Below are 12,302 nucleotides of genomic sequence, written 5' to 3' on the forward strand. Positions count from 1 at the left end.
AGATATTTCTGATTGAAGATTTTCTGACCGAAGCAGAATGTGATCATTATATCAATCTTTCACTGGAAAAAGTGTTTGAAGAAGCAAAAATCAATGTATTCGGCCGCCAGCAGATGAATAAAGGAATCAGAAATAATGACCGATTGATGATCTTTGATACAACAATTGCTGAGGAGCTTTTTAACAAGGCTGTAGAGTTTTTGCCTCAGGAACAGGATGGATACCAGGTCCTTAACTTTAATGAAATGCTCAGGATTTATAAATATGCGCCCGGACAGCAGTTTAAAATGCACAGAGATGGAAGCTATATACGGAATGAAAATGAAAAAGCTTTTACACCTTTATGATCTATCTGAATGATGATTTTGAAGGAGGAGAAACAGAATTTGAGAACTTATTTACTGTAGTTCCAAAGAAAGGAACAGCCCTTATTTTTTATCATCCACTGAGACACGAAGGAAAGACTTTGATCAGCGGGCAGAAATATGTGTTGAGAACAGATGTAATGTACCTGAAAAAATGATCATGAAAAAAATATATGTTTTTGGAAATGGAAATATATCCTGGGATAATTTTCATCGGTTTTATATAGAACCTATAAAGGAATGTAATCTGTCAGAATGCGAATTTCTGATTGGAGATTTTACTGGAACAGATACCTTAATGATGGAATTTTTAAAAGATAAGACCTCTAATGTGACTATACTTCATATAGGCGAGAAACCAAGATATTCTGTAAATACATTCAATTGCCAGGCGGAAAACTGGAAAACAATTGGAGGATTTCAAACGGATAAAGAAAGAGATCAATATGGCATGACAATGTGCACTCATTTTTTAGGTATTGATTTCAATTCTGATGAGAGAAGGAAAAGTGGAACCTTGAAGAACATTAAGGCATGCTTTGATTTAGGAAAATAAAAAATATAAAACTATGCCTTCTATTTTTTGCGTAATACAAACACAAATAAAAATATTTGATTATGGAAGATGAATTAAAACCCAGATTTATCGGATCATTACAAAGAAATAATGATCAGATCAGAGAAGACCGGGCAAGGATCATCGGAGCAGATTCCGAACTGATCTACAGACGCAGCGTCGAAGATATCGAACTTAAAATTAAAAGACTCGAGCGTGAACAGGAAGGGCTTATTGATATCAGTCCTTTGGACAGAAACAGTCTGACTTTTGTGGATTTCAATCCGGAAGCATTTGTTCAGAAAGACATGGAATTATCATTAACAATCAGAAATCTGAATATTCAGCTGGAAGTAACCCAGAGAAGATTTGAATATTTATTTGGAAAAACATTATAGTCATGGGAAGTACAAGATATGATTTAGAGGCTCGTTATGACAGAGCAAGAAAAGCAGGTTACGGAACAAAATCCGCGGGAGAAATTTTCACCCAGAATGCCAAAAGAATGGCTCATGAATCCATGAATCCTCACGGGATTTCTTTCAGGAATCCAGAGACTCGGAAGTTCACCCTAACTCGGTTCCGATTATTTTAGGACTGGATGTTACCGGAAGTATGGGGCATATTCCTCATGAACTGATCAGAGATGGATTGCCTAAGCTGATGGGCGGAATTATCCAGGGAGGCGTTCCTGATCCGGCCTTATTGTTCCTTGGAATCGGAGATCATGAATGTGATGGCTATCCGCTTCAGGTAGGACAGTTTGAGTCCGGGGATGCAGAGCTGGATATGTGGCTTACCCGTACTTATATTGAATCGGGCGGAGGAGGAAATGCCGGTGAAAGCTACCTGTTAGCATGGTATTTTGCAGCTTTCCACACCAGAACAGATGCCTTTGAGAAAAGAAAACAAAAAGGATTGCTGTTTACTGTTGGGGATGAACCTTGCTTAAAAACACTTCCTGCTTCCGCAATCAGAGAAATTATGGGGAAAGGGCAGCAGACCTATACTCATGTTGAATTGCTCGAAGAAGCAAAGAAGAAATATGAAGTTTACCACATCAGTGTTTTGCATTCGGATCAGGCACTGAGAGCAGACAGAGGGTGGAGAGAATTATTAGGACAACATTGCATCTCCATAGAAGATCACAGAGAGATTCCGAATGTTATTAAAGGAATTATCTGTGATAAGTTTAAAAATTCCACCTTTGGAACAACAGGAACAGAAGGGTTGGATCAGATTCAAATGCTTTAAAACAGAGCAATTGCCATCAGGAAAATTAAACACAAATGATGATAGCAAGCTTTTAAAAATAAAAAGAGATGAAAAAGGCGCAAATAGTAATAGGACTTGGTTTTGGTGATGAAGGGAAAGGAATTACCACAGATTTTCTGGCTTCTCAGAATCCTGAGGCTGTTGTAGTCCGGTTTTCAGGGGGTCAGCAGGCTGCTCATACTGTCATGATTGATGATCGAAAGCATGTGCATTCCAGTTTTGGGAGTGGATCTCTTCGAGGATTACCTTCTTACTTTACAGAACATTGTACTGTTCATCCCATTTTTCTCCTTAATGAAAGAGAAGAACTGAAGACAAAGAATGGAAATATTGAGCTGCATATTCATCCATTGGCAAAGGTTACTACCCCTTTTGATGTCTGGCAGAACAGGACGAATGTAAGAAACCTGGAACACGGAACCTGCGGAAAAGGAGTAGGAGCCACGATGAAAAGAAATGAAAGTCCCTATAAACTGTTTGCTATAGATCTGATTGCGCCCGGAGAAATGCTGATGGAAAAGTTGAAAGGAATTGCCTATTACTATGGCTTTACAGATGAAAACGAGATCAGTGAGCTTTTACAGCCTTTTTTAGAAGCTATTGATAGAATTGATTGGAAAATAAATGATTATACCTGGCTGGCTTCGTTCAATCACCTTATTTTTGAAGGAAGCCAGGGTATTTTACTCGATATGGATCATGGTATTTTCCCCAATGTGACCTATGCTCATACCACTTCGAAAAATGCTTACGAAGTCTGTAAGCTTTTGAAAATTGAAGACATTGAAATGTATTATGTCACCAGAAGCTATGCAACCCGCCACGGAAACGGCTGGATGAGCAATGAAAAAGAAATGAAACTTAGAAATAATGAAGAGGAAACCTGTATATTTAATGAATATCAGAAGGAGCTGAGAACAGGAGAATTAGATGATAAGCTGCTGAATTATGCCCTGAAAGTGGACGGAACTTATATATTTCCGACTAAAAAGAATCTTGTCATTACCTGCCTGGATCAGATTGATGAGGAATTTAAAGTAGAAAATCTTGATGTGGAGTTTGATGCTGTGTATGGCTCTTATTCTCCGTACTCAAAAGATTTTAGACGGATTTTTAAATCCTGCAGTTAAAAATATTAATTTTATTTGAGGAGGAAATGATATTGAATAAAAGTAATTATCCATGAAAACGATACAATATTTGAAAGGAGATGCTACGGTCCCACAGTCCAAAGGAATAAAAATCATCGCTCATATCTGCAATGATATCGGAGGTTGGGGAAAAGGTTTTGTACTGGCAGTTTCCAAAAGATGGGAAGAGCCGGAAAAAGAATACAGAAACTGGCACCGCTTCAGAAGTAAAAATAATTTTGCTTTAGGAGAGATTCAGTTGGTGCAGGTTGAAACATACGTTTATGTAGCCAATATAATCGGACAAAAAGGAATAAAAACAGGAAGTAATGGTGTTCCTGTTCGATATGATGCTATTGAAAAAGGATTGGAAAAACTTTCCAATGAAGCTTTATTGCTTAATGCAAGTGTTCATATGCCGAGAATAGGATGTGGTCTGGCAGGCGGAAAATGGGAAGAAATAGAACCTATTATTGAAAGAGCACTGCTTGCAAAGAATGTGGAAGTGTATGTGTATGATTTTTAATAAATTAATACAGAAAATAGAAATTGGAACCGCAATATAATAAAATAGATGGGAAACATGAAAACAACAACATTATACAGACCGGTAGGAGAAAAGGAAATGATATTGATTATGGAAAGCGGTTTTAAAAAATTTCCTCCAAGATTAGAATGGCAGCCTGTTTTTTATCCTGTTCTTAATGAAGAATATGCTTCAGAAATTGCTGAAAAATGGAATACCAGAGACGAAGCCGGAAACTATCTTGGTTTTGTAACTCAGTTTGAAGTGTTGGAAGAAGTCGCAGATCAATATCCGGCACAGAATGTCGGGGCTGGAAACCATAATGAGTTATGGATCCCTTCTGAAGAACTGAATAGCTTTAATAACGCGATTATAGGAGATATTAAAGCAACCAAAGTATTTATAGGTGATGATTTTGAAAAAACAGAAAATGCTGATTTGGAAGAATTGATGTTAAACATTAAAAAACTAACTATGACTAATAAAGGAATGGCAAAAGATACCTTGGATATCCTTGCCAGAAAATATTATATTAACGGACATAACCAAAAAATAAATATAGAAAACGAGCTGGAAATCAGTAAAGAGGAAACCGTTCTTTTCACTCCGGAACACCTTTCTGAGATGATAGAGCTTCCGATGCCGGAAACTGGTTTTGAAACAAAAATTGAAACCTGGAACTGCAGTTCTCTGAAGGCAATTTTACAATTAAGCCAAGAAGAAAATCAGGAAAAAATCATGTGTCTGAACTTCGCTTCGGCAAAAAATCCCGGGGAGGATTTATCAACGGGGCAGAAGCACAGGAAGAAAGCCTGGCAAGAACTTCCGGATTGCATGAAAGTCTGCTTCAGGCGTGGGATTATTATAAAATCCACCGTGCAATGGAGTCCTGTTTTTATACCGACACAATGATTTACAGCCCGAAAGTTCCGGTGTTCCGAAAAGATAAGGGAGAGTTACTGGATAAGCCCGTTCTGTGCAATTTTATTACTTCTCCGGCTGTTAATGCAGGCGTGGTAAAGCGCCAGGAACCGGAAAAGGCTCATGAAATACTTGATGTAATGGATCTCCGGATGGATAAAATGCTTTCCCTTGCCTTGCACGAAGGAAATGAGGTATTAATTTTAGGAGCCTGGGGCTGTGGCGTGTTTAAAAACGATCCAAAAGAAATTGCAGGATTGTTTAAAAAGCATCTTCAGGGGAAATATAAAAATAAATTTAAAAGAGTGGTTTTTGCAGTGCTTACCAGGAAAGAAGAAATGCTGAAACCGTTTGAAGAAATCCAATGAAAATTAAACTAAAAAAATATAAAGAACAGCTTCTGGAATGGCCTCAACAAGGGTATCATATCATGGCTCAATATGATGATGAAAAAATTGTAGTATATCAATCCTATAGAAACGAGATAGGAGAATTTGCCGTTAAAAACCAATTTTTTGGTGGAGGTTTCAGTTTTGAAAGAATGACCTGGATAAAACCTAATTTTCTTTGGATGATGTATCGCAATGGCTGGGGAAGAAAAGAAGATCAGGAGTGTGTTCTTGCAATTCATTTGAAAAAAGATGCATTCAGAAAATATCTGGAAAATGCAGTATATTCTTCTTACAATAAAAAACTTGGAATCTCAAGAGAAGAATGGCAGGATCAGGTGAAAGAATCCTCAGTAAGGCTCCAGTGGGATCCGGATCATGACCCATTTGGAAATAAACTTGAACGAAGAGCAATCCAAATAGGTTTACGAAATGAATTTATCCGATCTTTTGCCAAAGACGATATTATTTTAATTGAAAATATTTCAGATTTTGTGAAAGAACAATACCAGTTCGTTTTAAATGATGATTTGGATAATCTGATTGTTCCTGAAGAAAAACCATTATTATTTGATGAAGTTTTAAATAAAAAACTCAATTTAAGATAAAAGAATTTTAAAGTGAAAAAATATAATTTCAGATTTGTAGATCAACCTGAAGACCCTAACATAGGACTGACCAATGAAGAAATTGCTTTTCTTCAGAAAGAATTAAATCTGCAGTTTCCTGAAAACTATATTTATTATCTTCAGAAAGCAGGAAAAAGATCAAATGTTTTTCCTGTGGAATATAATATTACAAAGCTGGAAAAATATCAGAAGCAACTGAAAAAGGCTTTAAAAGAAAGGAATCTGTTGAGTACTGAAAGTCTTTTTTGTTTCCAGCATCATATTGAGTATGAACCTCTGGTTGGGCAGGATTTTGAAACCTTTTATTTTTTCGATTTATCCGATCCTAAATCTCCTGATTTGTATGTTTTTGGAGATTTTATCACAAATTTTGACTGGAGGGGATATGAAAAGGAGCTTATAAATAAAGAAAATTTTGTAGATTTTATCAACTACAAAACGAAAGAAAAATTTAGAATAAAAGAAAAAATAGGAATAAAGGATATTCTTGTATGGATAATATTAATTCCTGTTTTTATAATCATTTTGATCATTATTATTTTTCAGAATGTAAAAGAAAAATTAAAAACCATGAAAAAACTAACCATATTAAGCGGCGCCGGAATCAGTGCCGAAAGCGGAATAAAAACCTTCAGAGACGGAGACGGTCTCTGGGAAAATCATAATGTAACGGATGTGGCAAGTCCGGAAGGATGGAGAAAAGACAGAGCGCTGGTTCTGGAATTTTACAACCAGAGAAGACGCCAGCTGCATGAAGTACAGCCCAACGAGGCTCATCAATTACTCGCAGAACTGGAAAAATATTTTGAGGTTCAGATTATTACCCAGAATATTGATGATCTTCATGAAAGAGCAGGATCTACCAATATTCTTCATATCCATGGAGAACTGTTCAAATCATGCTCATGCAACAATAAAAATCTGGTTTATGAACAAAAAGATGATATTAAAATTGGGGATAAAGCCGAAGATGGGGCACAGTTAAGACCTTTCATCGTCTGGTTCGGAGAAGATGTTCCTTTGTATCAGACTGCACGGGAAATTGTTAAAGATTCGGATATTTTGCTCGTAATAGGAACTTCTCTGCAGGTATATCCGGCAGCCGGACTGATTCATGATATCAAGGATGACTGTCTTCTGATCGTGATCAATCCTAATGAAACAGGATTTGGCTACGGACAGAGAGCCGTAGTCATGAAAGAGCCGGCAACTAAAGGAATGAAATTGTTGTTTGATAAACTGGTCAACCTTGCCTGATGGAAAATAAAGTAAAAGCAGGAATTATGGGCGTGTGCATCGGTGATGCCCTTGGTGTTCCGGTGGAATTTAAAAGTAGAGAAGATTTAAAACGTTTTCCGGTAACAAAAATGCTGGAATATATGTCCTGGAATCAGCCCAAAGGAACCTGGAGTGATGACAGCTCTCTTACACTTTGCCTTGCTGATGAACTTTCCAAAGGATATGATCTGGAAAAAATAGGACAGAGCTTTGTGAAATGGAACAAATATGGGCACTGGACTGCTCATGGAAGGCTTTTTGACATTGGGGGAACAACAAGACATTCCCTGGCGAGATTAATTAAAGGTGAAAGTGCGAAGTTTTCAGGAAATATTTTTGAAGAAGACAACGGAAATGGCTCTTTGATGAGAATTCTTCCCCTTGCTTTTTATCTTGAAAAAGAAGATGATATTCAGAAGCTCTATCTGACGGTAAAAGAGGTTTCAGCAATTACTCACGGGCATTTCCGTTCTGTTTTTGCCTGTTTCATTTATGTCATTTTTGCCGTTCAGCTGCTGAAAGGGAAGAATAAAGAGAAGCATATGAACAAACACAAAATATCACTCTGAAATACGCTGAAGAGCAAGGTTTTAACCCAAAAGAAATTGAACTTTTCAATAGGGTTTTAAAAAATGATATTTCCGGATATGCTGAAGATGAAATCAGGAGTGGCGGCTATGTCCTTCACACCCTGGAAGCTTCTCTATGGTGTTTTCTCAACTCAGAAAGCTATCCTGAAGCCATTCTAAAAGCGGTTAATCTCGGAGAAGACACCGATACCACAGGAGCCATTACCGGAGGAATTGCCGGAATTTATTATGGATATGAAAATATTCCTGAAGAATGGATTGCTGAGCTGGTGAGAAAGGACGATATTGAGAAGCTGTGTGAGAAATTACACCAAAAGTTAATGAATTAAAATGCACAAACCATGAACGAAATAGAAAAGAAAAAATAAGTAAATTTTTAAGCCTGATCTTACGGCATCAGCCGGAAAGTATAGGGCTTACTCTGGATGAAAACGGCTGGGCAGATGTAGAAGAGCTGAGAGAAAAATCTGCGAAAAGAAGAATATATTTTACTCCCGAAGCACTGGATGAGGTAGTAGAAACCAATAATAAAAAGCGTTTCGCTTTTAATGAAGATAAAACCATGATCAGAGCCAGTCAGGGACATTCCGTTGATATTGACCTGGCTTTGGAAGCCCTACAGCCACCTGAATTTTTGTACCACGGGACAGCAGAAACCAATATTGCTTCTATTCTGGAAAAAGGAATTGAAAAAAGAACCCGCCAGCATGTACACTTAAGCGCTGATAAAGAGACTGCTGCAAAGGTCGGGATGAGGCACGGCAAGCCTGTGATTCTTACGATCAGAACCGGGACAATGCATCAGGATGGACTGGTTTTCTTTCAGTCTGCAAACGGGGTTTGGCTCACAGATTTTGTGGATACAAAATATATTTCAAAGTAAATGAACAGAACATTAGTAGCAGGAGATATTCACGGAGGATATAAGGCCTTACAGCAGGTTCTCGAAAGAGCCGGAGTCACGGAAAATGATCAGCTGATTTTCCTGGGAGATTATGTAGATGGCTGGAGTGAATCTTCTCAAATTATACAGTTTTTAATGGATCTCTCCAAAAGCAGGAATGTATTTTCATCAAAGGAAACCATGATGCCTGGTGCGAAGATTGGCTGGCATCAGGTAAAAGTCCTGATGTATGGCTTTTCAACGGAGGAAAAAGTACCGTAGAAAGTTATAAAAACTATCTCCCGGAAGATCTTGATATTCATCTTGGGTTCTTTCAAAAAATGAAAAACTATTATATCGACGATCAGAACCGCCTGTTTATTCATGCGGGGTATGCTTCTATGCACGGTCCTGAGAAGGAAGTTTATTCCAGTAATTACCGCTGGGACAGAACCCTTTGGGAAACCGCTGTTGCAATGGATAAAAAGCTGCAGAGAAATTCAGCATTATATCCCAAAAGACTACTATTGTACAAAGAAATATTCATCGGACATACGCCCACTCTTGATATTGGAATTAGGGTTCCTGCCAATAAAGCCAATGTCTGGAATATGGATACCGGAGCAGCTTATACCGGAGCTTTATCCATCATGGATATTAATACCAAAGAATTCTGGCAAAGTGATCCGCTTCCCTCCTTATATCCTAAAGAAAAGGGCAGAAATTAATACTGTCGAGAATAAACCTAACAGGTTTTCAAAACCTGTTAGGTTTTTATTTTAAAAGTAATTTTGCATTTTCACTTTTTCGCAATTTTGCCTGCTAACACATTCCCATTTCTCACAAAAGATAACTACTTTTAAAGTCTGAAAATATGACTTCAATGAAACTGAAATACCTTTTATTCACCCTGAGTTCTACCTTATTTTTTGCACAGAAATCATTTCAGACTCCTTTTGAAAAAGGCAATGGTAATCAGACGGTTACCTATGATGAAATGAACAGCTACTATCAGGATCTGGCTAAGAACTTCAATACCATTCAATACCTTAAAAAAGGAGAAGATGACAATGGAAAACCGATATATGTCGTTATTTATAATCCTTTTCCTGAAAAAGACCTTGAAAAATTAAGAAAAGAAAAAGCAATTCTCTTTGTCAACAATGGCATTCACCCGGGAGAACCGGATGGAATAGATGCTACCATGATGCTGATGAGAGATCTTGCCACCCAAAAGATCAAAACCCCGCAGAACTTTATTATTGCTGCCATTTCTGCTTACAATGTCAGTGGAATGCTTAACAGAGGCTCCTATTCCAGAGCCAATCAGAATGGACCGGAACAATACGGTTTCAGAGGAAATGCAAGGAATTATGACCTGAACAGGGACTTCGTTAAGGCAGATTCCAAAAATGCCAGAAGCTTTCAGGAAATCTATCAATGGCTGAAACCGGATGTTTTTATTGATAATCATGTCAGCAACGGAGCGGATTATCAGTATACATTTACCTATATTTCCACTTTTAAAGAACGTCTGGGAACCACTCTCGGAAACTATTTCTACAATGAGTATCAGGCTAAAAATCTTGAAGACATGAAGAAACTGGGGTATGAAAGTACTCCTTATGTAAATATTCACGGAGATGTTCCGGAAGTTGGATTTGCCTCATTTGAAGACTCTCCCCGATATTCCACAGGATATACTTCCCTTTTCAATTCTTTAGGAACTGTTCCTGAAACCCATATGCTGAAGCCTTATGACAAAAGGGTTGATGCTACTTACAAATATATGCTGGTGAATCTGCAGAATTTAGATAAGGACTATCAAAAAATAAAACAGCTTCGCTTTGAAAACTTAAAACAGTATCAGGCTGGGAAACAATACGGAATCCGCTGGAAAATTGATTCTACGAAATTTTCTACGATGGATTTTAAAGGCTATGAAGGAAAATACAAACCAAGTGAAATTTCAGGTAAGCCCAGACTGTATTATGACCGAAATAAACCTTTTACAAAAAATATAAAACTCTTTACTACTGCTGTCCCAACGGGATATATTACTATTCCTAAATATTATGTGATCCCTCAGTCACAGTACCGGGTTCTTGAAGAGTTCAAAAGAAATCATATTCAGATGAAGCCGATTCAGAAGGACAGTACTTTAGCGGTTCAATCTTATAAAATCAAAGATTTCAAAACCGTTAAAAATCCTTATGAAGGGCATTATCTGCATTTTGAAACGACTGTGGATGCTTCCACTAAAAACATAACATTTTCTGCAGGTGATTATCTGGTTCCTACCAGTCAGCCAGGCGTAAAATACATTATAGAAACGCTTGAGCCTGAGGCGTTAGACTCTTTCTTTAACTGGAATTTCTTTGATGGAATATTGGCACAGAAAGAATATTATTCTGCCTATATCTTCGAAGATACAGCCGCTGACCTTCTGAAAAAGATAAAAAACTGAAAGAGGCTTTCGAAACAGCCAGGGCATCAGATAAAAAATTGTCGGAGGACGGAACTGCACAGCTGGATTGGATTTACAGGCACTCTCCTTATTTTGAAGAAAAAACATTCAGGCAATATCCTGTTTACAGAGTGTTGTAAATGTTTGTTAATTAATAAGTAAACTAAAAAAGACGTTTCCGGAGAAACGTCTTTTTTTATTATCTTGGTAAACCTCTTTTCAAGGCTAGCTCAGCTCTTTTAATGGCCATTTTCTCTTTCCAGTCCATGTATTTCTTTTTGAAATTGGACTTCATAATGTCGTCAAATTTACGCTGTACAGTAAGGTTCCACAGAGAGTGTGCTTTTACGGCCCATGATTTGTCCCATGCCCTTAAAGAAATAGAGAAACTTCCGTCCAGATATTTCATCCAGTGCCACCATCCTGTAGGCATGAATAAAGTATCACCATGCTCAAGATAGCACTCAATGCCTTCTACACCATCCAACGCCGGGAATTTGGTGAAATCGGGGTTTTCAATATCATAATCTTCCAGTGCATAGGTTGCATATGGAATCTGGTAAAGCCTTTCTTTCCACTTATAATCAAACAGAAGAATATGTTTTCTGCCGTTGAAGTGAGTATGGAAAATATGAGCCATATCAATATCAAAGTGAAGGAACGTCACTGATCCCTTACCGCCAAAGAACATATTGGGGTACTTATCCAGGAAACCTCCCATTAATTCTTTGGGAGAAATATAATCTTCTAGAAGTTTAGGGGCATATTTTATCGGGTCAAAAAGGAAGATTCTGAGATCAGTCGGCTCTCTTTGTATAAGATCAATATAATCTCCAAACTTCATTTTTGCTGCAGATGCATTGATGGGAGCAGAGGGATCTGCCTTTGAGCTGTCATATAGCGGGACCTCCACATCTCCTACAACCTCCTTCATGTATTCCATCGTCCATTTTTGATAAGCAGGCCATTTTTTTGCCATATTTTTGATGACAACGGGCCTTCTTGGCTTCAGATATTTTTCGTAGAAATCTTCTTTCGAAATATCATCTACAACATCTATAGGCTTTAAAATAATTCCCATTTTATAAATTTTATGTTACAAAATTATTAAATATATATTGATGTACCAGTTTTTAATTTTTTTAATCTATGATTCAAATCAGATTTTACTATTTGGAACAGATAAAAATATCAAAATTTCTATTATTGGTAAGAATATTCCTTTATTGATTTAATAAGACAAAATACATAAAGACTTTGTTACAGGATTAAAAAAATAATCAGGCTGCGTTT

13 protein-coding genes and 3 pseudogenes are annotated in these 12,302 nt (G+C 37.3%); 15 read left to right on the forward strand and 1 reads right to left on the reverse strand.

Going from position 1 to position 12,302, the window contains the following annotated elements; genetic code table 11:
• Nucleotides 1–71: 71 nt before the first annotated feature.
• The 15 genes and pseudogenes from OWR28_RS23805 to OWR28_RS23875 all read left to right on the forward strand — a co-directional run bounded on the left by OWR28_RS23805 (nt 72) and on the right by OWR28_RS23875 (nt 11,149).
• Entirely contained in the window at nt 72–347 is a 276-nt protein-coding gene (locus OWR28_RS23805; protein WP_332388786.1) for a hypothetical protein, read from the forward strand.
• Nucleotides 344–523, forward strand: coding sequence for a 2OG-Fe(II) oxygenase (locus OWR28_RS23810; protein ID WP_332388787.1), 180 nt, complete (start codon nt 344–346; stop codon nt 521–523). The genes OWR28_RS23805 and OWR28_RS23810 overlap by 4 nt, the downstream gene beginning before the upstream one ends.
• Before the next feature lie 2 nt (nt 524–525).
• A complete protein-coding gene (locus OWR28_RS23815; protein WP_332388788.1) occupies nt 526–921 on the forward strand; it encodes a hypothetical protein in 396 nt (131 codons plus the stop codon).
• Between the two features lie 62 nt (nt 922–983).
• Nucleotides 984–1,319 carry a hypothetical protein gene (locus tag OWR28_RS23820; protein ID WP_332388789.1) on the forward strand — a complete coding sequence of 112 codons (336 nt, stop codon included), beginning with the start codon at nt 984–986 and terminating at the stop codon, nt 1,317–1,319.
• A 217-nt stretch (nt 1,320–1,536) separates the two neighbouring features.
• Nucleotides 1,537–2,175, forward strand: a complete 639-nt coding sequence (locus tag OWR28_RS23825) for a hypothetical protein (protein WP_332388790.1) — start codon at nt 1,537–1,539, stop codon at nt 2,173–2,175.
• 68 nt (nt 2,176–2,243) lie between these two features.
• Nucleotides 2,244–3,326, forward strand: coding sequence for an adenylosuccinate synthetase (locus OWR28_RS23830; protein ID WP_332388791.1), 1,083 nt, complete (start codon nt 2,244–2,246; stop codon nt 3,324–3,326).
• A gap of 52 nt (nt 3,327–3,378) precedes the next feature.
• A complete protein-coding gene (locus OWR28_RS23835) occupies nt 3,379–3,852 on the forward strand; it encodes a macro domain-containing protein (protein ID WP_332388792.1) in 474 nt (157 codons plus the stop codon).
• Nucleotides 3,853–4,341: 489 nt separating this feature from the next.
• Nucleotides 4,342–5,141 (forward strand): annotated as a pseudogene (locus tag OWR28_RS23840) (TIGR02452 family protein).
• The gene (locus OWR28_RS23845) at nt 5,138–5,770 is read left to right on the forward strand and encodes a DUF4291 domain-containing protein (RefSeq protein ID WP_332388793.1); all 633 of its coding nucleotides are present in this window, start codon (nt 5,138–5,140) and stop codon (nt 5,768–5,770) included. The pseudogene OWR28_RS23840 and the gene OWR28_RS23845 overlap by 4 nt, the downstream one beginning before the upstream one ends.
• 591 nt (nt 5,771–6,361) lie before the next feature.
• Nucleotides 6,362–7,048, forward strand: a complete 687-nt coding sequence (locus tag OWR28_RS23850; RefSeq protein WP_332389000.1) for an SIR2 family NAD-dependent protein deacylase — start codon at nt 6,362–6,364, stop codon at nt 7,046–7,048.
• A complete protein-coding gene (locus OWR28_RS23855; RefSeq protein WP_332388794.1) occupies nt 7,048–7,638 on the forward strand; it encodes an ADP-ribosylglycohydrolase family protein in 591 nt (196 codons plus the stop codon). Before OWR28_RS23850 ends, OWR28_RS23855 begins: the two co-directional genes overlap by 1 nt.
• Nucleotides 7,639–7,760: 122 nt before the next feature.
• Nucleotides 7,761–7,988 (forward strand): ADP-ribosylglycohydrolase family protein, encoded by a 228-nt coding sequence (locus tag OWR28_RS23860; protein ID WP_494168533.1) that lies wholly within the window; start codon nt 7,761–7,763, stop codon nt 7,986–7,988.
• Between the two features lie 56 nt (nt 7,989–8,044).
• Nucleotides 8,045–8,542, forward strand: coding sequence for an RNA 2'-phosphotransferase (locus OWR28_RS23865; protein ID WP_494168534.1), 498 nt, complete (start codon nt 8,045–8,047; stop codon nt 8,540–8,542).
• Nucleotides 8,543–9,270 (forward strand): annotated as a pseudogene (locus tag OWR28_RS23870) (metallophosphoesterase family protein). It begins immediately after the preceding gene.
• Nucleotides 9,271–9,425: 155 nt separating this feature from the next.
• A pseudogene (locus OWR28_RS23875) lies at nt 9,426–11,149 on the forward strand (M14 family metallopeptidase).
• A 59-nt stretch (nt 11,150–11,208) separates the two neighbouring features.
• Here the strand turns inward: OWR28_RS23875 and OWR28_RS23880 are convergent.
• Nucleotides 11,209–12,090 carry a cupin-like domain-containing protein gene (locus tag OWR28_RS23880; protein ID WP_232722697.1) on the reverse strand — a complete coding sequence of 294 codons (882 nt, stop codon included), beginning with the start codon at nt 12,088–12,090 and terminating at the stop codon, nt 11,209–11,211.
• Nucleotides 12,091–12,302: the final 212 nt, after the last annotated feature.

Source organism: Chryseobacterium sp. 1B4 (assembly GCF_036631475.1).
Lineage (GTDB): Bacteria > Bacteroidota > Bacteroidia > Flavobacteriales > Weeksellaceae > Chryseobacterium.